Raw genomic sequence first — 24,163 nt, 5'->3', positions numbered from 1 at the left:
CCCGACATGCGCCAGGTCGTCGGCAGCCACGACCTGCTCCTGGTCACCCTGGACACGCTGCGCTTCGACGTCGCCGAGGAGCTGGCGGCGGCCGGGCGGATCCCGCACCTCGCCGCCGTGCTGCCGGGCGGGCGCTGGGAGCGCCGGCACTCCCCCGGCAGCTTCACCTACGCCGCGCACCAGGCCATCCTGGCCGGCTTCCTGCCCACCCCCGCGCACCCGCACGGGCCGCACCCGCGGCTGTTCGCCGCCCGCTTCGCCGGCTCGGAGTCCACCGCGTCCGGGACCTGGGTGTTCGACGCCCCCGACCTGCCGTCCGCGCTGGCCGCGGCCGGGTACCGCACGGTGTGCATCGGCGGGGTGGGTTTCTTCAACAAGCAGGGCCCGCTCGGGTCGGTGCTGCCGGGCCTGTTCCAGGAGAGCCACTGGGAGCCGGAGATGGGCGTGCCCTCGCCCACCTCCTTCGAGGCCCAGGTGGCCCGCGCCGAGCAGGTCGCCGCCGAGCAGCCGGCCGGGCAGCCGCTGTTCCTCTTCCTCAACGTCTCGGCGCTGCACCAGCCGAACTGGTTCCACCTGCCCGGCGCGACCCGCGAGCACGGCGACTCCCGGGCCAGCCACGCCGCCGCGCTGGAGTACGTGGACGCGCACATCGGGCGGCTGTTCGCCGCGATGACCGGCCGCCGGCCCTGCTTCGCCATCGTCTGCTCCGACCACGGCACCGCGTACGGCGAGGACGGCTACACCGGCCACCGGATCGGCCACGAGGTGGTCTGGACGGTCCCGTACGCGCACTTCACCCTCCCCGCCGCCGCCGCGACCGCCGCCATCGACGAGGAGCCCGCCCGATGACCACCGCCGCCACCGACAACGCGAGTGCCACCGCCACCGGGACGGCCGCCCCGCGTCCGTACCAGTCGTACGTCTACGCCTACCCGCACAAGACCGCCTACCGGCCGCTGCCCGACCGCCCGGCGCTGCGCGAGCTGTGGGCCGGCGAGCCGCAGCACGCGCTCTCGCTCTACCTGCACATCCCGTTCTGCGAGGTGCGCTGCGGCTTCTGCAACCTGTTCACCCGGATCGGCAGCCCCGAGGGCCTGACCACCGCCTACCTGGACGCGCTGGAGCGCCAGGCCACGGCCGTCCGCGCGGCGCTCTCGGACGGCGCCCGGTTCGCGCTCGCGGCGTTCGGCGGCGGCACCCCGACCTACCTGACCGCCGGCGAGCTGGAGCGGCTCTGCGACATCGCCGAGCAGCGGATGGGCGTCGACCTGCGGGCGGTGCCGCTGTCCGTGGAGGCCTCCCCCGACACCTGCACCGCGGACCGGCTGGCCGTGCTGGCCGAGCGCGGCACCACCCGGCTCAGCCTGGGCGTGCAGTCCTTCCTGGACGAGGAGGCCCGCTCGGCCGTCCGCCCGCAGAAGCGGGCCACGGTGGAGGCGGCGCTCGGCCGGATCCGGGCGGCCGGCTTCCCGGTGCTCAACATCGACCTGATCTACGGCATCGACGGCCAGACCGAGCACAGCTGGCTGCGCTCGCTGGACGCCGCGCTGGCCTGGCGCCCGGAGGAGCTCTACCTCTACCCGCTGTACGTGCGGCCGCTGACCGGGCTCGGCCGGCGCGCCACCGAGGCCACCGCGGCCGGCTGGGACGCCCAGCGGCTGGCGCTCTACCGCGCCGGCCGCGACCACCTGCTGGCCAACGGCTACCAGCAGGTGTCGATGCGGATGTTCCGCCGGCTCGACTCCCCCGCGGCGGGCGAGAGCGAGTACGCCTGCCAGACCGACGGCATGGTCGGGCTCGGCTGCGGCGCGCGCTCGTACACCTCCCGGCTGCACTACTCCTTCGACTACGCGGTCAACGCCTCCGAGGTCCGCGGCATCATCGACGACTACGTGGCCACCGAGGACTTCGGGCACGCCGCGATCGGGCGCCGGATGGACCAGGGTGAGGCCCGCCGCCGGCACCTGCTCCAGTCGCTGCTGCAGGCCGAGGGGCTCGAACTGGCAGACTACCGGGAGCGGTTCGCCGGCACGCCCGCCGAGCACTTCCCGCCGGAGCTGGCCGAGCTGGCCGGCCGCGGCTGGCTGGAGCAGCGCGGCGGGCGCCTCGCGCTGACCCCGGAGGGCCTGGCGTACTCGGACGCGATCGGGCCGCTGCTGTTCTCGCCCGAGGTCCGGGCGCTGATGGAGGGCTACGAGGCGAAGTGACGGTCTTCCTCGGCCTGCCCGAGCCCCGGCCGGCCCCGCAGCCCCGGTCGCTGCCCGGTCCGGCGCCCGAACCGCCGGCGCCGACCCCGCTGGAGCTCACCGTGCTCTACCGCGGCCCGCTCGCCTCCTGCGACTACGACTGCCCGTACTGCCCGTTCGCCAAACGGCGTGACACCCCGGCGCAGCTGCGGGCCGACCGGGCGGCGCTGGAGCGCTTCACCGGCTGGGCGGCGGCGCAGACCGGCGACACCCTCTCGCTGCTGTTCACCCCGTGGGGCGAGGGGCTGGTCCGGTCCTGGTACCGGCGGGCGCTGGCCGAGCTGAGCCGGCTGCCGCACGTGCGGCGGGTGGCGATCCAGACCAACTTCAGCTGCCGCACCGACTGGCTGGCCGAGGCCGATCTGGACACCCTGGCGTTCTGGATCACCTACCACCCGGGCCAGGTCACCCACGAGCGCTTCCTCGCCCGGTGCCGGGAGCTGACCGCGCTCGGCGCGCGCTACAGCGTTGGCGTGGTCGGCGAGCCGGAGCACCTGGCCCCGGCCCGCCGGCTGCGCGCCGAGCTGCCGCCCGAGGTCTACCTGTGGATCAACGCGGCCGACGGGCGGACCTACGACGACCGCCAGGCCGCCGACTGGGCGGCGCTCGACCCGCTGTTCGGCTACAGCCGCGACCCGCACCCCAGCGGCGGGCGCCCCTGCCGCACCGGCGAGTCGGTGATCTCGGTGGACGGGGACGGCACGGTGCGCCGCTGCCACTTCGTCCGGCCGCCGCTGGGCAACCTCTACGACGGCTCGTACCGCGCCCAGTTGGAGCCCCGGCCGTGCCCGCTGCCGGTCTGCGACTGCCACATCGGGTACGTGCACCTGGAGACCCTGCCGCTGTACGAGGTGTTCGCGGGCGGGGTGCTGGAGCGGATCCCGGCCGCCGCCGGCCCGGGGCTCAGTCCGTCCTCGGCAGGCCGGGCGGGTTGATCTCGGAGCTCGGCACCGCCTCCTCGGACAGCCCCCAGCGCTTGAGGACCTGGGCGTAACTGCCGTTCTTCAGCACCTCGTTGATGGCACCGTTGAGCGCCCCGACCAGGCCGTTGTCCTTCCTGGTGGTGGCCGCGATCTTGCCCAGCACCTGGTCCCCGGCGCCGGAGTAGGTGCCGATCACCTTCGTCTCGCCGGTCTGCGCGGCGTGGAAGGCCGCGGTGGGGTTGGGGCCGAGGTAGGCGTCGATCCGGCCGGAGGACAGCGCCAGGTAGTAGTCGGCGGAGTTCTGGAAGTACTTGATGTCGACCGGCTTGCGGCCGGCCTTCACATCCGCCTCGCTCCAGGCGATCAGCAGCTTCTCCTGGTTGGTGCCGGAGGCGACGGCGATGGTGCGCCCGGCCACGTCCGCGGGCCCGGTGACCTTCCAGCCGGCGCCCTTCCTGGCCTCGAACCCGAGGATGTCCAGCCGGTAGGTGGCGAAGTCGTACTTCTCCTTGCGGGCCTCGGTCACCGTGATGTTGGTGAGGCCGACGTCGTACTTGCCGCTGTCCAGGCCGACGAAGACGTTCTCCCAGGAGACCGGGTTGAGCTCGACCTTCAGGCCCAGCACGTCGCCGATCAGGTAGGCCAGGTCGGGCTCGGCGCCGATGATGGTCTTGTCGTCGGTGGCGTGGAAGTCCAGGGGCGGCACGGTGCCCAGCGAGTCCACCACCTGGAGGGTGCCTCTCTTCCTGATCTCCTCCGGCACCAGGGCGGCGATCGCGTCGACCTTGGAGGTGGTGACCCTCTTCTGGTCGGCCGTCAGGTTCACCGTGATTCCGTTCGGTGCCACGCTGCCTTTCGAGCCGCCGAGGTCGGCGGTGGCGTCCGAGGACGAGCCGCAGGCGCCGAGCACCAGGACGGCGGCCAGGCCGACGGCGGCGAGCGGGGCACGGCGGGACAGGGACAGGGGCCGGGACATGGCGGAACTCCGTTCGACGGTAGGGGTGTTACAGGACCTTGGCGAGGAAGGCGCGGGTCCGTTCGTGCTGCGGGTGGTCGAGCACCTCGGCGGGTGGCCCCTGCTCGACCACCACGCCGCCGTCCATGAAGACCACGGTGTCGGCCACCTCGCGGGCGAAACCGATCTCGTGCGTGACGACGATCATGGTGGTGCCGCCGTTGGCCAGGTCCTTGATCACGTCGAGCACCTCGCCGACCAGTTCGGGGTCGAGGGCGGAGGTGGGCTCGTCGAAGAGCAGCACCTTGGGCTCCAGGGCCAGCGCCCGGGCGATCGCCACCCGCTGCTGCTGGCCGCCGGAGAGCCGGCGCGGGTACTCGCCGGCCTTGTCGGCCAGACCGACCCGGGCGAGCAGGTCCAGCGCCCGCGCCCGGGCCACCGCCTTCGGCACCTTGAGCGCGCCGACCGGCGCCTCCATCAGGTTCTCCACCACGGTCAGGTGCGGGAACAGGTTGAAGTTCTGGAACACGAAGCCCAGCCTGGTCCGCTGGCGCAGCACCTCGCGCTCCTTGAGCTCGTACAGCCGGTCGCCCGAGCGGCGGTAGCCGATCAGCTCGCCGTCGATCGCCACGTACCCGCGGTCGAGCTTCTCCAGGTGGTTGATCGCCCGCAGCAGGGTGGACTTGCCGGAACCGGACGGCCCGAGGACGACCGTCACCGATCCGGCCGCGGCCTGCAGGTCGACCCCGCGCAGCACCTCCAGCCGGCCGAAGCTCTTGTGGACGCCGCGGACGTCCACCATGGTCGTGGTCATGAACGGCCTCCCGGGGCTGCGGAGAGCCGGCTCTCCTGGATCTGGCGGACGAGGGCGCGGGCGCGCCCGAGCGGGGACGGCGGCGCGGTGCGCCCGGCGCCCCGGGCGAAGTGGCGCTCGACGGCGTACTGGACGATCGACAGCAGGGTGGTCAGCAGCACGTACCAGGCGGTGGCCACCATCAGCAGCGGCACCACCCGGCCGGTGCGGCCGTAGACCACCTGGACCTGGTAGAAGAGCTCGCCGATCGCCATCACGTAGACGATCGAGGTGCCCTTGAACAGCGAGATCACCTCGTTGGCGGCGTTCGGCAGGATGCCGCGCATGGCCTGCGGCAGGACGATCCGCCAGGCCTGCCGCAGGCGCGGGATGCCGAGTGCGGCGGCGGCCTCCAGCTGTCCGGCGTCCACCGAGAGCACCCCGGCACGGATGATCTCGGCGGCGTACGCGGCCTGGTGCAGCGCCAGCCCGAGCACGGCCGCGCCCAGCGCGCCGAGCACGTCCATGGTCTCGAAGCGCCAGAAGGTGGGCCCGAACGGGACCCCGACCCCGAGCCGCTTGTACAGGTAGGACAGGTTGAACCAGAAGACCAGCTGGACGATCAGCGGGATCGACCGGAAGGCCCAGACGTACGTCCAGGCGATGGTCCGCAGGATCGGGCTGGCGGACAGCCGCAGGGCGGCGATCACCGCACCCAGCGCGAAGCCCAGGACCGTTCCGTAGCAGGTGAGTTGGAGGGTGACCTGGACGGCGCGCAGGATGCTGTCGGTGGCCACGAAGGCCCGGAAGGTGGGCCAGTCCCAGCCCGGGTTGGTGGCCAGCCCGTGCAGGAACTGGGCGACCAGCACCACGGCGGCGGCGCCGGCCAGCCAGCGCCAGGGGTGGCGGGCGGGGACCACCCGCAGGGCGGCCGGGCCCGCGTCGTCCCCGTGGCCGGTGGTGCTCGTGCGGTCGGTGGTGCGGTTGGTGCGGTCGGTGCTGTCGGGCGGTGCGGTGGTGGCGGTCATGGCGGCCGATTCCTCCGATGTGGCCGGCTGCCGGCCGGCGGTGGCTGACACGGGATCACGGGTGCTCGGGCGGACTGATCAGCGATTCGGTGATCGCCGAGTCCGCGGTGCCCCACTTCTGCAGGATCCGGCCGTAGGTGCCGTCCTTGATCAGCTGGTTGACGGCGGCCCGGAACGCCGGGGTCAGCGGCGAGCCCTTCTTGAACGCGAAGCCGACGTCCAGCCGGTGGAACTCGCCCAGGAACCTCGTCCCGGACGCCTCCTGGCCGGCCTGGTAGCGCAGCCCGTTGATGGTGGACATCACCACGTCCACCCGCCCCTGCTGGAGGGCGGTCAGCACCGCCCCGCTGTCCGCGAACGCCCGTACCTCGTACGGCTTCTTCCCGGCGTCGGTGCAGACGTTCTTCCGGCCGTTCAGCGTCGTCTCGAAGGTGGTGCCGACGCCGGTGCCGATGGTCAGCCCGCAGAGCTGGACCAGGTCCGTGGCGGACCGGATCGCGGTGTTGTCCTTCTTCACCGCGAAGCCCTGGCCGTCGTCGATGTAGGTGACGAAGTCGATGGTCCGCAGCCGGGCGGTGGTGACGCCGAAGTTGCCGGCGCCCACGTCGTACTTGCCGCTGTCCAGGGCCGGCAGGATGGTCTCGAACGACGCCTCCTCGCGTTGGATCGTGATGCCCAGGACCTTGGCCACCGCGTCCGTGAAGTCCACGTCGAGGCCGGCCGCCCGGTGCCGGGCGGGGTCGGGGAAGAACGCGCTCGGCGGGGTGCCGCCCGCGCCGCCCAGCCGGAGCGTGCCCGCGGCGCGGACGTCCGGCGGCAGCAGGGCCGCGATCGCCTCGACCTTCTGCTCGGCCGCCACCACGTCCTGGCCCGCCGCGGCGACGGCGGAGGCACCCGGGGCGCCCGGGCCCGCGGGCGCCCCGGCGGAGCCGCAGCCCGCCAGCAGCACGGCGGCGGCGGCGAGGGCGGCGGGAAGTGCGCGTCTCACGGTGGTACCTCTCAGTGGGGTGCGATGAGGTGCTTCTCGAACGGCAGCGGGCCGGCGGCCGGCGGCGGCCCGGCGCCGGGCGCGTGGTCGGAGCCGGGACCGGGCCCCTGGTCAGGGCCGGTGCCGGTCACCGGGTCCCGGCCCAGGTCGAACAGCGGGGTGTACCCGGTGGCCAGGTAGAGCGCCTTGGCCTCGGGCTGGCGCGGGCCGGTGGTCAGGACGATCCGCCGGTAGCCCGCCGCCGCGGCGGCCCGCTCCAGCTCCGCCAGCACCCGACGGGCCAGCCCCCGGCGGCGGTGCGCCGAGTGCGTCCACATCCGCTTCAGCTCCGCGGTGCGCCCGTCCGCCCGGCGGTACGCGCCGCCCGCCACCGGCCGTCCGTCCTCCAGCAGGAGCAGCAGCAGGCCGTGCGGCGGGGCGAACTCGGCGGCCGGGTAGCGGGCCATCTCGGCGTGGCCGCCGGGCCCGTACCGGGTGACGTACTCGTGGGTCAGCTCGCGCACCAGCGGCTCGGTCAGCGGATCGCCGAGCAGCGCCTGCCGGACCTGGAGCGCCGGGCTGCTCACGCCTGCGCCGCGATCAGCTGGTGCCGGTCGCGCTCCCGGGCGGCGGCCGCGGCGGCCGCGCGCTCGGCGGCCTCGGTGGCGGCCGCGGCGGCGGCGGCCTTGGCGGCGTCCCGCCGGGCGACCTCCGCGCGGACCAGCGGGATGACGTGCCGGCCGAAGTCGATGGTGTCGCCGACCAGGTCGTACCCGCGCGCGGAGAGGATGTCCACGCCCAGGTCGTAGTAGTCCAGCAGGGCCTCGGCGACCGTCTCGGGGGTGCCGACCAGCGCGTTGGAGTTGCCCGCTCCGCCGGTGGCCGCGGCGGTCGGCGTCCACAGCGCCCGGTCGTAGCGCTCGCCCTGGGCGGCGAACTCGATCAGCCGTTGCGAACCGGTGTTCTCCGGGGCGCCGGCGGGGCGCCGGCGGACCAGGTCGGTGTCGGCCGCCGCCCGCCGGGCCCGGATCGCGCCCACCGTGCGGTGCGCCTTCTCCCAGGCCAGCTCCTCGGTGGGCGCGATGATCGGCCGGAAGGCGACCTGGATCCGCGGGGTGTCGGTGCGGCCCGCCGCCCGGGCGGCCTGCCGGACCTGCTCGATCTGCTCGGCGGTGGCGGCCAGCGGCTCGCCCCAGAGGCAGAAGATGTCGGCCTCGGCGCCGCCGGCCGCGTAGGCGGCGGCCGATGAGCCGCCGAAGGAGACGTTCGGCCGGGGCTGCTGGACGGGGAAGACGTCCGAGACGAAGTCGTTGAAGCGGTAGTGCTCGCCCTCGTGGTCGAAGGGCTGGTGGCTGGTCCAGGCCTTCTTGACGATCCCGATGTACTCCCGGGTGCGGGCGTAGCGCTGGTCCTTGGTCAGGAAGTCGCCCTCGCGCTGCTGCTCGTGGTCGCTGCCGCCGGTGATGAAGTGCACCGTCAGCCGGCCGTCGCTGATCCGGTCCAGGGTGGCGAAGGTCTTGGCGGCGAAGGTCGGGTAGGACACGTTGGGGCGGTGCGCCAGCAGGATCTGCAGCCGCTCCAGCCGGGCGGCGAGGAAGGCGGCGGCCGGGGCCGGGTCCGGGGCGCCGGCCCCGTAGGCAAAGAGCACCCGGTCCCAGCCGTGGTCCTCGTGGGCACGGGCCAGGCGCAGGGTGTAGTCGCGGTCGAAGGCGGCGGTGGTCCGGGCGGTGGTCTCCGAACCGTCGCCGGTGGCGGCGATACCGAGGAACTCGACGGGCATGGGTGCGGGCCTTTCCAGGACGGAGCGGGGCGTGCCGGGGCCGGGGCACGGGTGCCCGGGGCGTGCGGCAGCACGGAACGGCGGGGAGTGGGCAGGAGGCAGGAGGCAGGAGGCAGGACGAACGGACCGTCGTACGGCGGAGTGTGACGGTGGATCAGCGACTATCGGGGAGGGGCGGCAGCGCACGCCTGTCGATCCGTCGGACATGACGGCATCCCGGCCCGCGACGGGGCAACCGAGGGAGGTCTCCGAGGGAGAGCAGGGCCGGTCAGGCGGCCCGCTGCCGGGTCAGCCGCAACACGCCGCGGACCACACCCGACCGAAGTCGATGTGGCCGCGCGTGACCAGACGCTGCTCGGCATTCATGGCGCAAGTTGAGCAGCGAACCTCCGCATTCGTCAACCACCGTCCAGGAAACGGCCGTCCGGGCCACCGCCGGCCGGGCCGGCCCGCCCTTGACAGTCCGGGACGGCGCCCGCGTACGATCGGCCGCGGAGTGAGTACGCCTCGGGAGCCGGCCGAACCAGGGCCGCCCCCGGCCGTGTTGAGGGACACGGCGGGCGCGCGTGACGGACAGCGGACCCCTGCCTGCCCGCTCGCCCCTGGAGCCCTCCATGGCCACCACGCCGGACGTCCTGCCACCCGCCGCCACCTCTCCACCATCACCCCTGCCCCGCACGCCCCCGGGATCACCCGTCCCGCCCGCCGCCGCGCTGCGGATCGTCGCGCGCCGCCGCCCCGGCCGGCTGCTGGCCGCCGGCGCGGCGCTGCTGCTGTTCGGCCTGGTGCTCAACTCCCTGCTCCGCAACCGCGCCTTCGGGTGGGAGGTGGTCGGCCGGTACCTCACCAGCGCCTCGATCGTCGACGGGCTGCTGCTCACCCTCTGGCTGACCGCGCTGGTGATGGTGCTCGGCTTCGCCCTGGGCACCCTGCTGGCGCTGGCCAGGCTCTCCGACAACCCCGTTCTGGCATCGTTGAGTTGGGGCTACGTCTGGGTGTTCCGGGCGACCCCGCTGCTGGTCCAGCTGCTGTTCTGGTTCAACATCGGGGCGCTCTACCCGCACCTGGCGCTGGGCGTCCCGTTCGGCCCCGAGCTGCTGTCCGTGAAGACGGTGAACCTGCTCGGCCCGGTGCTCACCGCCGTGGTCGGACTCACCCTGCACGAGGCCGCGTTCGCCGCCGAGGTGGTGCGCAGCGGCGTCCTGTCGGTGGACCCGGGCCAGCTGGAGGCCGCGGCCTCGCTGGGCCTGCGCCGCGGGCGGGTGCTGCGCCGGATCGTCGTCCCGCAGGCGATGCGCTCGATCGTGCCGACCGCCGGGAACATGCTGATCGGCACCCTCAAGGGCACCTCGATCGTCAGCGTGCTGGACGTGCAGGACCTGCTGTACTCGGCCCAGCTGGTCTACAACCAGACCTACCAGGTGATCCCGCTGCTGATGGTGGCCACCCTCTGGTACATCGGGGTGACCAGCGTGCTCTCCGTCGGGCAGTACTACCTGGAGCGGTACTACGCCCGCGGCGCCTCCCGGGACGGGCTGCCGCCGACCCCGGTGCAGCGCGCGGTCGCGGGCTGGCGGCGGCTGCGCGGCGGGGCCGGTGGAGCACGGTGAGCACGCTGGTGATCATCGGCGCCGGACCGCGCGGGACCGGCCTGCTGGAGCGGCTGGCCGCCGGCGCGGCCGAACTGCTGCCGCCCGACCGGCCGCTCCACATCCACCTGGTCGATCCGTACCCGCCGGGCGGCGGCCGGATCTGGCGCGACCGCCAGTCGCCGCTGCTGCGGATGAACTCGATGGCCGAGGACGTCACCATGTTCACCGACGAGACCTCCACCACCGAGGGGCCGGTCCGGCCGGGGCCGTCGCTGGCCGAGTGGGCCCGCGCGCCCGAGCGGTACGCGCCGTACCGGCCGGTGGCCGACCGTGCGCTGCGCGCCGAGCTGGCCGCGCTGCGGCCGACCGACTTCGCCACCCGCCGGGCCCAGGGCGCGTACCTGGACTGGGTGTTCCGCCGGGCGGTGGCCGACCTGCCGGCCCAGGTGACACTGTCGGTGCACCGCGACACCGCCCGCGCGGTCGAGGGGCCGCCGGACGGCCCGCAGCTGGTCCGGCTCTCCGACCGGGTGCTGGTCGCCGACCAGGTGGTGCTGACCCTGGGCCACCTGGAGTCCGAGCCCGATCCGCGGCACCGGGCGATGGCCGACTTCGCCGAGCGGCACGGCCGCTTCCACCTCCCGCCGGCGTTCTCCTCGGACGCCGACCTGTCCCGCCTGGCCCCGGGCGAGCAGGTGATCGTCCGGGGCTTCGGGCTGGCCTTCGTGGACCTGATGGCGCTGCTCACCGAGGGCCGGGGCGGACGCTTCGAGCCGGGCCCGGCCGGCCTGGTCTACCACCCCAGCGGGCGCGAACCGGTGCTGCACGTCGGCTCGCGGCGCGGGGTGCCGTACCACTCCAAGACCGGCTACCGGCTCCAGGGGCCGCCCGCACCGCTCCCCCGGTACTTCGACGCCGCCGCCGTGGACGCCCTGCTCGCCCGCCCCGGACCGGTCGAATTCCGGCGCGACGCCTGGCCGTTGATGGCCAAGGAGATCGGTTTCGGCCACTACCACGAGCTGTTCCACGCCCACCCGGAGCGCACCGCCCTGCCCTGGCCGGAGTTCCTCGCCGGCTACGACCGGCTCGGCTGGGCGGACCCGGCGCTCGCCGAGCTGGTCGCGGCGGCCGTCCCGGACCCGCTCGACCGGCTGGACCTCGACCGGCTGGACCACCCGCTGGCGGGCCTGCGGCTGGACGGGCCCGAACAGCTGCAGCAGCACCTGCGCCGCTACGTCGCCGACGACGCCGACCGGCGCGCCGACCCCGCGCACAGCGCCGACCTCGGCGCCTTCCTCGCCCTGCTGTCGCTGTACGGCACCCTGCCCCGGCTGGTCGGCTCCGGCCGGCTGTCGGCCCGCTCGGTGGCGCAGGAGCTGGACGGCTGGTGGTTCGGCTTCTTCAGCTTCCTGGCGTCCGGGCCGCCGGGCTTCCGGCTGCGGCAGCTGCTGGCGCTCGCCGAGGCCGGGGTGGTGCGGTTCCTGGGCGCCGAGGTCGCCGTCGAGGGCGACGAGCGCGACGGCACCTTCGTCGCGAGCAGCCCCACCGTGCCCGGTCACCTTGTCCGGGCCACCGCGCTGATCGAGGCCTACCTGCCGCGGCACGCCGTGGACCGCAGCGCCGATCCCCTGCTGGCCGGGCTGCACCGGGCCGGCCGGCTGATCGAGGAGGAGGTCCGCGACCAGGAGCACGCCTACCGCTCCGGGCTGATCGTCACCGACCCCGCCGACGGCCGGATCCTCGACCCGGCGCTGGGCGGCGCCCCGCACCCGCGCCGGACCGCGCTCGGCCCGCACACCGACGGCCGCGCCCAGGCGGCCTTCGCCCGGCCGCGGACCGACGCGCCGGCCTTCCGGCACAACGACGCCGCCGCCCGCAGGCTGCTGCGCGCGCTGGCCCGGGAAGCGCCGGTGGACCCGGTACGGCCGGTGGACCCGGTACGGCCGGTGGACCCGGTACAGCCGGCGCAGCCGGCGCAACCGGTACAGCCGCCCCGAACCGCCCTCAGGCCGACCGGGGTTGTCCGAGCGCGAGGGCGGTGACCTGTTCGGTGGTGAGGTGGTCGGGGGCGGTGTAGATCCGGTCGGCCAGCCCCTTGAGGCCGGTCCGCCGCTCCAGCTCGGCGACGCAGTCCAGCGCCTCCCGGTCGGCCTCGAAGTCCCAGACCATCAGCCGGTGGACCACCGCCACCGCCTCCACCCAGCCGATCCCGGTCGGCGCCCCCGGCAGCCGCCCCAGCTGCTGCACCTGCCGCCCGAGCTGGGCCCGGGCCTGCCCCAGCAGCGGGTGCTCCTCCCCGAGCGCCTGCTGCAGCTGGGGGACGAGCTGCGCCAGCTGCCCGGCCGCACCAGCGGGGTCGCCGAGCGCCCCGGTCATGGCGGCCAGGTCGACCCGGGCGCCGAGCGTCTCCGGGTCACCGGGCCCGAGCGCCTGGACCAGGTCGGCGACCACCTGCCCCAGCAGGTGCGCCGCCGTCGCCGGATCCCCGGCCTCGCCCTGCCGGCGGGCCGCCTCCCGCCAGGTCGCCAGGGTCTCCCGGTCGTACCGGCCGAGCTCGGCGACCATCTCCCGGGCCACCGCCTCCAGCAGCTGCGCGGCGCCGTCGGCGGTACGGGCCGACCCGGCGGCGGCGCGCAGCCGCAGCAGCAGCTCGCGCACCCCGGGGGCCGGGTCCTGCTGCTGCTCCGCGGGGCCGAACCGGCCTGCGGATCCTTCGGTGGACGACATGGACCGGCTCACTCCTGGACGCTGGGCGGCTCGCACGGCCCGCGGGGCTGCGGGGCTGCGGGACTGCGGAGCTGCGGGCGGTGGCCTGTACGGGCCCGGTCGAGCGCCAATTCTGGCCCGGGGCGCCCGCCCGGTGCCACCCCTCCACCCCGGCCCGGCACAGTGCGAGGATGGGCGGCAGGGGCACGGCAACGGTGCGGGCCCCATCCGCAGGAAAGGTGTCAGCCATGGCCAAGCAGGCCCCGCACAGCGACCCGGCGCAGGACGCGCCCGAGGTGGGTGCGCCCCAGCACGCCGCGGCCGGGCTGACCGCCGTCGCCAAGAGCCTGCAGATGGCCGGGGAGCAGATGGGCGCCCGGCGGACCCTGGCCACCCTGCGCAAGGTCAACCAGCCTGACGGCTTCGACTGCCCCGGCTGCGCCTGGCCCGAGCCGGGGAAGACGCACACCGCCGAGTTCTGCGAGAACGGCGCCAAGGCGGTCGCCGAGGAGGCGACCGAGCGCCGGATCACCGCCGACTTCTTCGCCGCCCACCCGGTGGCCGAGCTGGCCGAGCGCTCCGGCTACTGGCTGGGCCAGCAGGGCCGGCTCACCGAGCCGATGCTGCTGGAGGAGGGCGGCACGCACTACACGCCGGTCTCCTGGGAGCGCGCGTTCGCGATCGTCGCCGAGGAGCTGGCGGCGCTGGACACCCCGGACGGCGCGGCCTTCTACACCTCGGGCCGCACCAGCAACGAGGCTGCCTTCGCGTACCAGCTGTTCGCCCGCCAGCTGGGCACCAACAACCTGCCGGACTGCTCCAACATGTGCCACGAGTCCTCCGGCTCGGCGCTCACCGAGACGCTCGGCGTGGGCAAGGGCAGCGTCCACCTCAAGGACCTCTACCAGGCCGACCTGATCATCGTGGCCGGCCAGAACCCCGGCACCAACCACCCCCGGATGCTCTCCGCGCTGGAGCGGGCCAAGCGGGCCGGCGCCAAGGTGGTCAGCGTCAACCCGCTGCCGGAGGCCGGGCTGGAGCGGTTCAAGAACCCGCAGAACGCCCGCGGCCTGGTCGGCGCGGGCACCAAGCTGACCGACCTGTTCCTGCAGATCCGGCTCGGCGGCGACCTGGCGCTGTTCCGGGCGCTGAACCAGCTGGTGCTGGCCGCCGAGGGCGGGGTGGACCACGCCTTCGTCGCCGAGCACTGCCTCGGGTACGAGGAGTTCGCCGCCGAGGCGGCCGCCACCTCTCGGGCCGAGGTGCTGGCCGCGACCGGGCTGCCCTGGGAGCAGATCGAGGAGCTGGCCGAGCTGGTGCTGGCCTCCGAGAAGATCATCGTCTGCTGGGCGATGGGGCTGACCCAGCACAAGCACTCCGTGCCGACCATCCGCGAGGTGGTCAACTTCCTGCTGCTGCGCGGCAACGTGGGGCGCCCCGGCGCCGGCGTGTGCCCGGTGCGCGGGCACAGCAACGTCCAGGGCGACCGGACGATGGGGATCTTCGAGCGCCCCTCCGCCGCCTTCCTGGACGCGCTGGCGAAGGAGTTCGACTTCGAGCCGCCGCGCGAGCACGGCCTCGACTCGGTGGACACCATCCGGGCGATGCGCGACGGCCGGGTCAAGGTGTTCTTCGCGATGGGCGGCAACTTCGTCGCCGCCACCCCGGACACCCTGACCACCGAGGCAGCGATGCGCAGCTGCCGGCTCACCGTGCACGTGTCGACCAAGCTCAACCGCTCGCACGTGATCACCGGCGCCCGGGCGCTGATCCTGCCGACCCTCGGCCGCACAGACCGCGACCGCACCGCGGCCGGCCTCCAGTTCGTCAGCGTCGAGGACTCGATGAGCATGGTGCACTCCTCGCGCGGCGGGCTGAGGCCGCCGTCCGAGAGCCTGCTGTCCGAGGTGGCGATCGTCTGCCGGCTGGCCCGCGCCGCCCTCGGCCCGCAGAACCCGGTGCCCTGGGAGGAGTTCGCCGAGTCCTACGACAGCATCCGGGACCGGATATCCCGGGTGGTGCCCGGCTTCGAGGACTTCAACGAGAAGGTCCGCCGCCCCGGTGGCTTCGTGCTCCCGCACGGTCCGCGCGACCGCCGCGCCTTCCCCACCGCCACCGGCCGGGCCAACTTCACCGTCAACCCGCTGACCGCCCCCGAGGTGCCCGAGGGCCGGCTGCTGCTCCAGACGCTGCGCTCGCACGACCAGTACAACACCACCGTGTACGGCCTGGACGACCGCTACCGCGGCATCACCGGCGGCCGCCGGGTGGTGCTGGTCAACCCGGCGGACGCCGCCGAGCTGGGCCTGGCCGACGGCGCGTACACCGACCTGGTGAGCGAGTGGCGGGACGGGGTGGAGCGGCGGGCGCCGCACTTCCGCGTGGTGCACTACCCGGTCGCCCGGGGCGGCGCCGCGGCCTACTACCCGGAGACCAACGTGCTGGTGCCGCTGGACTCCACCGCCGACATCAGCAACACCCCGACGTCGAAGGCCGTGGTGATCCGGTTCGAGCCGGACAGCGGCAGCTGAGCACGCGCCGGCGCCCGGCCCCCGTCGAGGGAGCCGGGCGCCGGCCCGCACGGTCCGCCGTGCTCAGTCCTGGCTGGCGTGCGCGCTGCCGCTCGGCGACAGCTGGGCCGGCGAGCCGCTGCCGGTGGGCGCGGCGCTGCCGGCCGGCGGAGTGCCGGTGGTCGAGGGCGTCGCGGGCGATCCGCCGCCGGCCGCCGGGGTGGTGGGGTCGGACGGCGTCGACGGCGTGGTCGACGGGTCGGTCGAACCGCCACCGCTGGGCGTGCCCGAACCGCTCGGCGTACCGCCACCGCTCGGCGTGCCGGAGCCGGACGGGGTGCCCGAGCCGGACGGCGTACCGGAGGGGGTGCCGCCGGTGGAGGGCGACGGGTCCGGCGCGGTCGGGGTGGTGGTCGGCGGGGCCGGCGGCGCCGGCGGGTTGGGCGTCAGGGTGGACGGCTTGGCCGGCGCGATCCGCACCTCGCCGAGCTTCACGTCCGGCACCTTCCAGGCGCCGCCCTTGTCGTCCGCGGCCGCGTCCGGGTCGGGGCGCACCACACCGAGGATCGGCATCGCGCCGATCTGGGTCACCTTGACCACGTCGCCGGTGTGCGGGGCCTGGACGATCAGCCCGCCGCCGATGTACATCCCGATGTGGGTGGCGCCGCTGAAGTAGACCACCAGGTCGCCGGCCCGGATCTGGTTCAGCGGGATGTGCTTGAGCTGGGCCCACTGCTCCTGGCTGGTGCGCGGGATCGGCACCCCGGCGTGGATCCAGGCCTGCGAGGTGAGGCCCGAGCAGTCGAAGACGTCCGGCCCGGCGCCGCCCCAGACGTAGTCCTTGCCGAGCTGCGCCAGCGCGTACGCGACCGCCTTGCGGCCGGCCTCGGACGGCGTGCGCTCGCCCTTGCCGAGCGCGCCGGAGGCGAGGAAGGCCAGCTGGGCCTGGTCGGCCTCCTGCTTCTCCAGCGCCTCCAGCTCGCTGCGCTGGGCGCCGGTGAGCGAGCCGACCAGCTGCTCGACCTCGGCCAGCCGCTTGGCCACGTCCGCCTTGGCCTGCTCCTGCTGGACGGCCACCGCCTGCTCCTGGGCGACCGAGAGTTCGGCCTGCTGCTGGAGCACGGTCAGGGTGGCCCGGTCGGCCTTGAGCCGGTCCAGGAAGGCCGTCTGCGAGCGCCCGGCCGCCTGCAGCAACTCGGCCACCACCACGGCCTCGTAGGGGTTGTCGGCCATCAGCAGCTCGCCGAGCTCGGAGGCGTGGCCGTTGCGGTACTGCGCGGCGGCCAGCTGGGCGGCCAGGTCGCCGCCGGCGTCCACCGCGGCCTGCTGGCGCTCGATCCGGGTGCGCAGGTCGGTGAGGGTGCTCTGGAGCGCGGTCAGCCTGGCGACCGAGCCGTTGTACTGCTCGGTGGCGACCTCGGCCTGCTGGTAGAGCTGGTGCAGCTGGTCGAGCAGCGGGCCCAGGGTGGCCTTGGCCGCGGCCAGCGGGTCGGCGCCGGGCGCGACGGTCGGTGCGGTCACCGGCGGGGCCGGCTCGGGCGCGGCGTAGGCGGTCGAGGCGAGCGACAGCGAGAGCGCGGCGGCGGCCAGCACCGCCCCGCACCGCAGGGCGGCCCGCACCCACGGCCGTACGCCGGCCGTGTCCATCCCCTGCGCAGCCCCCATCGGCCCGCCCTCCCCCACCTAGCGACCTCGGACCGGGCATGCCGCCCGGCGATCCAACCGGCCTGATCCTGCCATGTCGGGGCGGTCGGGGGGCAGGTGGCATCGGTACGTACTGATGAACTTCTCATCTTGGCCGGACGGCGGGTGTGAGACAGGTCTCAGCAAACCGCCATCAGATCGGTCATTCCCGGCATAAGAGCTGATCAGGGGCCCGGAAGACACCCCCTGGATGCCTGGCCGAAACCCCTGGGACACCATCAGAACCTCAACTCCCGGCCCAGTTAACCTTCCGTTCACCGAATCTCCCTACGGTCGGCGAGACACCAGCGTCAGTCCGACAACTACGACGATTGTTTGGGTATGGAACACATCACGTTCCTGGTGGCCGTTGTGATCATCACGGCGCTCGCCTTCGACTTCACCAACGGTTTCCACGACACCGCCAACGCGATGGCCACCTCCATCGCCACCGGTGCCCTCCGCCCGAAGGTCGCGGTCGCCATCGCCGCCGCGCTGAACTTCGCCGGCGCCTTCCTCTCGGTGAAGGTCGCCACCACCATCTCGGGCGGCATCGTCAACGAGAAGGCCGGCATCCACCCCCAGGTGATCTTCGCGGCGCTGGCCGGCGCGATCCTGTGGAACCTGCTGACCTGGCTCAAGGGCCTGCCCTCCAGCTCCTCGCACGCCCTCTACGGCGGCCTGATCGGCGCCACCGTGGTCGGGGTCGGCATGGACGGCGTCAACTTCAGCGTCGTGGTCAGCAAGATCCTGATCCCGGCCGTCGCGGCTCCGCTGGTCGCCGGCGTGGCCGCCTGGGGCGCCACCAAGCTCGCGTACCTGATCACCCGCGGCGGCGGCGACGCCGGTACCAAGGGCTTCAAGCGCGGCCAGATCTTCTCCTCCTCGCTGATCTCGCTCGCGCACGGCACCAACGACGCCCAGAAGACGATGGGCATCATCACGCTGACGCTGGTCTCGGTGGGCGCCCTGCCCAAGGGCGCGCTGCCCCCCACCTGGGTCATCATCGGCGCCGGCGGCGCGATCGCACTCGGCACCTACATGGGCGGCTGGCGAATCATCCGCTCGATGGGCAAGGGCCTGGCCGACATCAAGGCCCCGCAGGGCTTCGCCTCCGAGACGGCCGCCGCCACCGCGATCCTGACCTCCACCCACATGGGGTACGGCCTGTCCACCACCCAGGTCTGCTCCGGCAGCATCATGGGCGCCGGGCTCGGCGGCCCGAAGGGCAAGCTGCACTGGGCGCTGGTCCGCCGCATGGTCTACACCTGGGGCCTGACCCTGCCCGCCGCCGCCGCGGTCTCCGGCGCCGCCGCGTACGTCGCCGACCGCGGCGACTGGGGCGTGGCCGTGGTCGGCACGGTGCTGGTGCTCGGCTCCGGTGCGATGTGGCTGCTCTCGCGCCGCCAGCCGGTGAGCGCGGACAACGTCAACGACATCACCCCGGTCGAGCTCCCCGGCGGCCCCGCGCCGCTCACCCCGACCACCACCACCGCCGCCGTCGCGGCCTGACGCCGGAAGGACACCCGATCATGAGCATCAAGTGGGCCGCACTCGGCCAGACCGCGGCGTTCAGCCTGCTGATCACCCTCGCGGTGGTCGCCGTCTTCGCCCTCGGCAACCTCGCCCTCACCCGCCGCGAGGCCGCCCTGGCGGCCCGCGAGGCCGGCACCCCGGGGGCCGGCAGCGGCAACCTGGCGCTGGCCGGCGCCGGCGCCTGCTTCGCGGTCTGCGCGGGCGTGGTGCTGTACGGGATCTCGCTGATCGCGGGCTGACGCCCCGGGTACGACGAAGGGCCCGCGCAGCGTTGGCTGCGCGGGCCCTTCGTCGTACCGGACAGGCGGCGGGGGTCAGTCCCCGACCGGGGCCGGCACCGGCCGGGACTGCGGCTCGGGGTGCGGCTCGTGCGCGGTGCGCAGCGGCTCCTCCCGGATGAACAGCACCACCAGGAAGGCCAGCAGCGCGAACGGCGCCGCCACCAGGAAGACCACGCCCACCCCGTGCCCGAAGGCGTCGGTGACCAGCGGCACCAGGGGCGCGGGCAGCCGGTGCAGGTCGGGGATCTCCCCGCCGAGCGCACCCCCGGCGCCGGGCCGCACGTGGGCGGCGGCGAGGTTCTCCGCCAGGTAGTGCGAGACCCGGTTCGAGAGCAGCGCGCCGAGCGCCGAGACGCCCATGGCGCCGCCCATGGTGCGGAAGAAGGTGACCACCGAGCTGGCGGCGCCCAGCTCGTGCCGGGGCACGGTGTTCTGCACGGCCAGCACGAGGTTCTGCATGGTGAGGCCGAGCCCGAGGCCGGCCAGGGCCATGGAGAGCGCCAGCCACCCGTACCCGGTGTCGTCCCGGACGGTGCCGAGCAGGCCGAAGCCGATCGCCAGCAGCAGCGTGCCGGCCACCAGGTAGGCCTTCCAGCGCCCGTACCGGGTGATCAGCCGGCCGGCCACGGTGGAGGCGAGCGCGAGGCCCAGGATCATCGGCAGGGTGAGCAGCCCGGCCATGGTCGGCGTCTCCTTGCGGGCCAGCTGGAAGTACTGGCTCAGGAAGGTGGTCGCGCCGTACATCCCGATCCCGACCAGCACGCTGGCGGCGGAGGCGAGCGCGACGGTGCGGTGGCGGAACAGGCCGAGCGGGACGATCGGCTCGGCGGCCCGGCGCTCGGCCAGCAGGAAGAGCAGCGCGAGCACCAGCCCGCCGCCGACCATCGCGGCGCTCTGCCAGGAGACCCAGTCGTAGTTCTTGCCGGCCAGGCTGATCCAGATCATCAGCAGGCTGACCGCGCCGGTGATCAGCGTCGCGCCCAGGTAGTCGATCCGGACCGTGCGGCGCGGCGCCTGCGGCAGGTGCAGCGTGCGCTGGAGCACCAGGATCGCGATCAGCGAGAACGGGATGCCCACGTAGAAGCACCAGCGCCAGCCGAGCCAGTCGGTGTCCACGATGACGCCGCCGATCAGCGGGCCGCCGATGGTGGCCAGGGCGAAGACCGCCCCGAAGTAGCCGCTGTAGCGGCCTCGTTCGCGCGGCGGGACCATCGCGGCCAGGCAGATCTGGGCCAGCGCGGTGACGCCGCCGGCGCCGATGCCCTGCAGCACGCGGCAGGCGATCAGCTCGCCGGTGTTCTGCGACAGGCCGGCCAGCGCGGAGGAGCCGATGTAGATCACCAGCGCGATCTGGACCAGCAGCTTCTTGCTCACCAGGTCGGAGAGCTTGCCCCAGATCGGGGTGGAGGCGGTGAGCGAGAGCAGCGCCGCGGTGATCACCCAGGTGTAGGCGGATTCGCCACCGTGCAGGTCGGTGAGGATCCGCGGCAGCGCGTTGGAGACGACGGTGGAGGAGAGCACGGCCACGAAGAGGCCGAGCAGCAGGCCGGACAGGGCTTCGAGCACCTGCCGGTGGGACATGGGGGTCGTCGGCATACGGATCCTTCGACGATAGATTTGTTGCGTTTAACAACCATACGAGCAGATGGTTGAAGAAGGCAACCTTCCAGCTTCGAAGTCCGACCCGCGCTCCGGCCCCGCGCTCCGGCCGTCCACCCCGCCAGCCCACCACCGAAGTACTTCATGATATGAAGTATCCATCCGGTTTGTCCTCATCTCCAGGGAGCTGTGCGATGGCTGAACCCGCCTCAGGTTTTCTCGCCGAACTCAAGGACGCGGTGACACCCCGGGCCGCCCTGCTGGTGCTCGGCACCCTGCTGCTCCAGCTCGGCTTCATCACCTCGTACGTCGGCGCGCTGCACCACCCGCACCCGCACCAGCTGTCGATCGCCGTGGTCGCGCCGCAGCAGGTCGCCCCCAAGCTGGTGGCCGGCCTGGAGTCCGTCCCGGGCGACGCGGTGAAGACCTCCACCTCCCCGGACCGGGCGAGCGCCGAGGCCCGGATCAGGAACCAGGAGATCTACGCCGCCTGGATCTTCGACCCGGCCGGCAGCAAGGACACCCTGCTGGTCGCCGACGCCCGCGGGCCGGCCGCCGCCCGGGCCGCGACGGAGATCGTCACCCAGGTCGACGGGAGCCAGGGCCGCACCGTGGCCACCGAGGACGTGGTGCCGCTGGCGGCCGGCGACGCCGAAGGCCTGTCCTCCTTCTACCTGGTGGTCGGCTGGTGCGTCGGCGGCTACCTGGTCGCCTCGATCCTCGGCATCAGCGCCGGCTCCCGCCCCGCCAACACCAACCGCGCGCTGATCCGCCTGGGCACCCTCGCGGTGTACTCGGTGTCGGCGGGCATCGGCGGCGCGGTGATCATCGGACCGGTGCTGAACGCGCTGCCCGGCTCCCTGGGGGCGCTGATCGGCCTGGGCTCGCTGGTGGTGTTCGCGGTCGGCGCGATCACCATGGCGATGGAGTGCCTGTTCGGGGTGATCGGGATCGGCCTGGCGGTGCTGGTCTTCGTGGTGCTGGGCAATCCCAGCGCCGGCGGGGTCTTCCCACCGCCGCTGATGCCGCCGTTCTGGCGGGCCATCGGCGCCTGGATCCCGAACGGCGCCGGCACCGACGTGGCGCGCTCGATCGCCTACTTCGGTTCCACCGACATCACCGTGCCGCTGCTGGTGCTGGCCGCCTGGGCGGTGCTCGGGGTGGCCGTCACGCTGGCCGCGGTCGCCCGGCGGCCCGGCTCGGCACCGGCCGGGGAGCCGGCCGGCGCCGCGCTGTAGGGCGGCTCGGGCGTCAGACCCGCTCGGAGGCGCGGTCCCCCGCCCGCACCCGGGGTGACAGCCGGGTGAAGACGAAGCGGTTCATCGCCCAGAACCGGAACCCCATCGCCAGCAGCGTGCCCACGATCATGCCGCTGAGGAAGTCGGCCACCTCCTGGGTGAGGTGGCCGACCGCCGGCTCCCGCAGCTCCAGCAGGTAGCGGGAGACCGCCAGCGGCAGGTCGTTGACCACCACGGCCACCGCGCTGACCACGAAGTACAGGACGGCCTCGCGCTGGCGCCCGGCCGCCCGGAAGGACCACTGGCGGTTCAGCACGTACGAGACGGCGGTCGCCAGCGCGGTCGCCACGGTGAGCGCCAGTACCGGCTTGTCCCGCAGCACGGTCAGCTTGAGCCCGAAGTTGACCACCGCCGTCAGGACGAAGCAACTCCCGCCCACCATCATGAACTTGACCAGGGTTCGGTGCTTCACCAGGAACGGACGGAAGCGCTGGGGCACCCGGGTCAGGGCCCGCTGAGTGGGCGACGGCACGGCGAAAGTGTCGCACGTCACACACCCGCTCCGGTACTCGGCCGGTCACCGGCCCCGCACCGCCCCGCCTCACCCCGCCTCGCCCCGCCTCACCCCGCGGCGATCCGCAGCACACCGGTGGTGGTGCCCTGGAGCACCACCCGGCCCGGCGCGATCGACCCGACCATCTGCAGGGTGTCGAAGAGGAAGCCGCTGCCCAGCCACTTCGTGCGGACCACCGCACCGGTCTCCGGGTCGATCTCGGCGTAGGAGTAGGGGTCGAGCAGCGAGGTGGCGTCGGTGCCGGGGACGACCGGGCCGCGCAGCACGGTGTGGATCAGCCCGTCGCCGGTGGACAGCCGCGGCACCGCCGCCGAGCGGAGGGTGTTGTCCCAGCGCAGGTCGCAGCCCGAGCCGTCGGCCCGGACGTCGACCCGGCTCAGCCCGCCCCGGAACGCGCCCGACGCGGGCACCGCGGGGCCGGCGTCCTGCGGCAGCTTCGGGTAGGGGTAGCCGTACGTGCTGGCCACGAAGACCGCGTTGCCCAGCGCGATCGGCGAGTTCTCGCTGCCGCTGCCGCCCGCCCGCAGCACCGGCACCGAGCAGACCGGCTCGCCGCCGGCCGTCCGGTAGACCAGCAGGTGGACGGTGGGTGCGGCGTTGTCGACCACCGTCAGGTAGTCGGTGCCGGTGGCCGGGCCGAAGAAGGTCGGGGTGGAGCCGGTGCCCCAGCTGAGCTGCCCCGGCTTGCGACCGGGCCCCCGGTCGTACGGCTGCCGCCAGGCGATCCGCGGGGTGCCGTCGGCGTCGGCGGTGAGCAGGTAGGTGGCGTGGGTGGAGGCGACCGCGGTGCCGGTGGGGGCGGTGGAGATGGAGTTGGCGATCCGCTCGCCCGGCGGCAGGGGGAGCGCGCGGACCGTCCCGGTGCGGTCGTCGGCGGTGCCCACCACCCCGTGGCCGGTGGCGAACCAGACCCGGCCCTGCCAGTCCGGGGAGACGCCGGTGACGGCGTCGTCGGCGGGGACGGCGGCGGCGAGCGACAGCCGGCCGGCCACCGTCAGCTCCCAGCCGCCCGCGGCGGTGCGGCGGTGGCCGATCCGCAGCAGGTCGCGGTTGCCGTCCACGGCCACTAGCTGGTCCCGGTCGTCCAGGTAGGCGTACACCCCGCCGAGCAGGGAGCCCTTGGCCAGCGGGAGCTCGGCGAGCGAGCGGCCGTCGGCCGGGTCCAGCAGGTGCACGGTGGGGGTGAGGCCGAAGATCGCGGTGCAGAGCGCGACCGGGTAGCCGTCGGTGCCGACCAGGACGGTCGGGCAGGCGGAGGCGAGCGCCGTGCGGTGCGAGGTCAGCTGCCCGGCCCCGGGGCCGGGCAGCGGGGTGGCGTCCGAGGAGCCGGTGTCCCCGTGCATGGTGGCGGTGCCGTCGGGGCCCGCGTAGGGGTTGTGCGGCGGCAGCGGCCCGTAGCGGGCGGCGGCGGGCGCGGGGGTGGCGAGCAGCAGCAGGGCGGCGGCCGCCAGTACGGCGGCGCGGGTGGGCAGGGCGAAGCGCACAGGGATGTCCCGTCGGTCGGCAGCAGAGGGTGGACCGCGCGGCGGTGCACACACCCGGACGTGCTCCCGGCTCCGGCCGGGCGGGGACACCGCGATCAGAGCGCGGTGCGACAGCTCGCGGAGCAGGCGTGACCCAGGTCGACGTCGAGTCGACGGCTCAGGTACGCGTGGCGATGCATGCGCCCAGGATGGCCTGCTGACAATGCCTCTTACAACACCCGTCCCGCCTGATGGACGGTCACCCGCACAACGGGGCGGCCCGCCCGCG

The 24,163-nt window shown here is 74.1% G+C and carries 20 protein-coding genes; 9 read left to right on the top strand and 11 right to left on the bottom strand.

Going from position 1 to position 24,163, the window contains the following annotated elements; translation table 11 throughout:
- The first annotated feature begins 6 nt into the window (after positions 1-6).
- From ABT014_RS08805 to ABT014_RS08795, 3 genes are all read left to right on the top strand, one after another.
- Positions 7-849 carry an STM4013/SEN3800 family hydrolase gene (locus ABT014_RS08805; protein ID WP_350638102.1) on the top strand — a complete coding sequence of 281 codons (843 nt, stop codon included), beginning with the start codon at positions 7-9 and terminating at the stop codon, positions 847-849.
- Positions 846-2,207 carry an STM4012 family radical SAM protein gene (locus ABT014_RS08800; RefSeq protein WP_350637958.1) on the top strand — a complete coding sequence of 454 codons (1,362 nt, stop codon included), beginning with the start codon at positions 846-848 and terminating at the stop codon, positions 2,205-2,207. The genes ABT014_RS08805 and ABT014_RS08800 overlap by 4 nt, the downstream gene beginning before the upstream one ends.
- Positions 2,208-2,296: 89 nt before the next feature.
- The gene (locus ABT014_RS08795; protein WP_350638101.1) at positions 2,297-3,181 is read left to right on the top strand and encodes an STM4011 family radical SAM protein; all 885 of its coding nucleotides are present in this window, start codon (positions 2,297-2,299) and stop codon (positions 3,179-3,181) included.
- On the opposite strand, the gene ABT014_RS08790 is transcribed toward ABT014_RS08795, so the two are convergent.
- The 6 genes from ABT014_RS08790 to ABT014_RS08765 are packed head-to-tail and all read right to left on the bottom strand — an operon-like array spanning position 3,150 to position 8,692.
- Complete coding sequence (locus ABT014_RS08790; RefSeq protein WP_350637957.1) at positions 3,150-4,145, bottom strand: ABC transporter substrate-binding protein; 996 nt, start codon at positions 4,143-4,145, stop codon at positions 3,150-3,152. The genes ABT014_RS08795 and ABT014_RS08790 overlap by 32 nt on opposite strands.
- A 28-nt stretch (positions 4,146-4,173) precedes the next feature.
- Positions 4,174-4,938, bottom strand: a complete 765-nt coding sequence (locus tag ABT014_RS08785) for an amino acid ABC transporter ATP-binding protein (RefSeq protein ID WP_350637956.1) — start codon at positions 4,936-4,938, stop codon at positions 4,174-4,176.
- Positions 4,935-5,945, bottom strand: a complete 1,011-nt coding sequence (locus ABT014_RS08780) for an amino acid ABC transporter permease (protein ID WP_350637955.1) — start codon at positions 5,943-5,945, stop codon at positions 4,935-4,937. Before ABT014_RS08780 ends, ABT014_RS08785 begins: the two co-directional genes overlap by 4 nt.
- A gap of 55 nt (positions 5,946-6,000) precedes the next feature.
- Entirely contained in the window at positions 6,001-6,933 is a 933-nt protein-coding gene (locus ABT014_RS08775) for an ABC transporter substrate-binding protein (RefSeq protein WP_350637954.1), read from the bottom strand.
- An 11-nt stretch (positions 6,934-6,944) separates the two neighbouring features.
- Positions 6,945-7,499 (bottom strand): GNAT family N-acetyltransferase, encoded by a 555-nt coding sequence (locus tag ABT014_RS08770; protein ID WP_350637953.1) that lies wholly within the window; start codon positions 7,497-7,499, stop codon positions 6,945-6,947.
- The gene (locus ABT014_RS08765) at positions 7,496-8,692 is read right to left on the bottom strand and encodes an LLM class flavin-dependent oxidoreductase (protein WP_350637952.1); all 1,197 of its coding nucleotides are present in this window, start codon (positions 8,690-8,692) and stop codon (positions 7,496-7,498) included. The genes ABT014_RS08770 and ABT014_RS08765 overlap by 4 nt, the downstream gene beginning before the upstream one ends.
- Positions 8,693-9,306: 614 nt before the next feature.
- On the opposite strand from ABT014_RS08765, the gene ABT014_RS08760 reads away from it, so the two are divergent.
- Both ABT014_RS08760 and ABT014_RS08755 read left to right on the top strand, forming a co-directional pair.
- Positions 9,307-10,302, top strand: a complete 996-nt coding sequence (locus ABT014_RS08760) for an amino acid ABC transporter permease (protein WP_350637951.1) — start codon at positions 9,307-9,309, stop codon at positions 10,300-10,302.
- Positions 10,299-12,326, top strand: coding sequence for an FAD/NAD(P)-binding protein (locus tag ABT014_RS08755; protein WP_350637950.1), 2,028 nt, complete (start codon positions 10,299-10,301; stop codon positions 12,324-12,326). Before ABT014_RS08760 ends, ABT014_RS08755 begins: the two co-directional genes overlap by 4 nt.
- On the opposite strand, the gene ABT014_RS08750 is transcribed toward ABT014_RS08755, so the two are convergent.
- Entirely contained in the window at positions 12,289-13,011 is a 723-nt protein-coding gene (locus tag ABT014_RS08750; protein ID WP_350637949.1) for a hypothetical protein, read from the bottom strand. The genes ABT014_RS08755 and ABT014_RS08750 overlap by 38 nt on opposite strands.
- A gap of 227 nt (positions 13,012-13,238) precedes the next feature.
- Here ABT014_RS08750 and ABT014_RS08745 point away from each other — a divergent pair, with 227 nt between their 5' ends.
- On the top strand, positions 13,239-15,521 hold the full coding sequence (locus ABT014_RS08745; protein ID WP_350637948.1) for an FdhF/YdeP family oxidoreductase: 2,283 nt from the start codon (positions 13,239-13,241) through the stop codon (positions 15,519-15,521).
- A gap of 63 nt (positions 15,522-15,584) precedes the next feature.
- Here ABT014_RS08745 and ABT014_RS08740 read toward each other — a convergent pair whose 3' ends face one another.
- Positions 15,585-17,165, bottom strand: a complete 1,581-nt coding sequence (locus tag ABT014_RS08740) for a C40 family peptidase (protein WP_350637947.1) — start codon at positions 17,163-17,165, stop codon at positions 15,585-15,587.
- Between the two features lie 360 nt (positions 17,166-17,525).
- Here ABT014_RS08740 and ABT014_RS08735 point away from each other — a divergent pair, with 360 nt between their 5' ends.
- Both ABT014_RS08735 and ABT014_RS08730 read left to right on the top strand, forming a co-directional pair.
- Positions 17,526-18,695 carry an inorganic phosphate transporter gene (locus ABT014_RS08735; protein WP_350637946.1) on the top strand — a complete coding sequence of 390 codons (1,170 nt, stop codon included), beginning with the start codon at positions 17,526-17,528 and terminating at the stop codon, positions 18,693-18,695.
- A gap of 20 nt (positions 18,696-18,715) precedes the next feature.
- A complete protein-coding gene (locus ABT014_RS08730; RefSeq protein WP_350637945.1) occupies positions 18,716-18,958 on the top strand; it encodes a hypothetical protein in 243 nt (80 codons plus the stop codon).
- A gap of 75 nt (positions 18,959-19,033) precedes the next feature.
- Here ABT014_RS08730 and ABT014_RS08725 read toward each other — a convergent pair whose 3' ends face one another.
- On the bottom strand, positions 19,034-20,596 hold the full coding sequence (locus ABT014_RS08725; RefSeq protein ID WP_350637944.1) for an MDR family MFS transporter: 1,563 nt from the start codon (positions 20,594-20,596) through the stop codon (positions 19,034-19,036).
- Positions 20,597-20,793: 197 nt separating this feature from the next.
- Between ABT014_RS08725 and ABT014_RS08720 the strand changes: the two genes are divergently transcribed.
- On the top strand, positions 20,794-21,837 hold the full coding sequence (locus tag ABT014_RS08720; protein ID WP_350637943.1) for an ABC-2 transporter permease: 1,044 nt from the start codon (positions 20,794-20,796) through the stop codon (positions 21,835-21,837).
- Between the two features lie 13 nt (positions 21,838-21,850).
- Here ABT014_RS08720 and ABT014_RS08715 read toward each other — a convergent pair whose 3' ends face one another.
- Together ABT014_RS08715 and ABT014_RS08710 are read right to left on the bottom strand one after the other, a co-directional pair.
- Positions 21,851-22,369: a GtrA family protein gene (locus ABT014_RS08715; protein WP_350637942.1), complete on the bottom strand. Its 519-nt coding sequence runs from the start codon at positions 22,367-22,369 to the stop codon at positions 21,851-21,853.
- A gap of 89 nt (positions 22,370-22,458) precedes the next feature.
- Positions 22,459-23,901 (bottom strand): hypothetical protein, encoded by a 1,443-nt coding sequence (locus tag ABT014_RS08710; protein ID WP_502894911.1) that lies wholly within the window; start codon positions 23,899-23,901, stop codon positions 22,459-22,461.
- Between the last annotated feature and the right edge of the window lie 262 nt (positions 23,902-24,163).

The sequence above is a fragment of the Kitasatospora sp. NPDC094015 genome (assembly GCF_040304075.1).
Classification (GTDB): Bacteria; Actinomycetota; Actinomycetes; order Streptomycetales; family Streptomycetaceae; genus Kitasatospora.
Note: the sequence above shows the minus strand (reverse complement) of the source record. Positions and strands in the feature narration are given on the sequence as shown.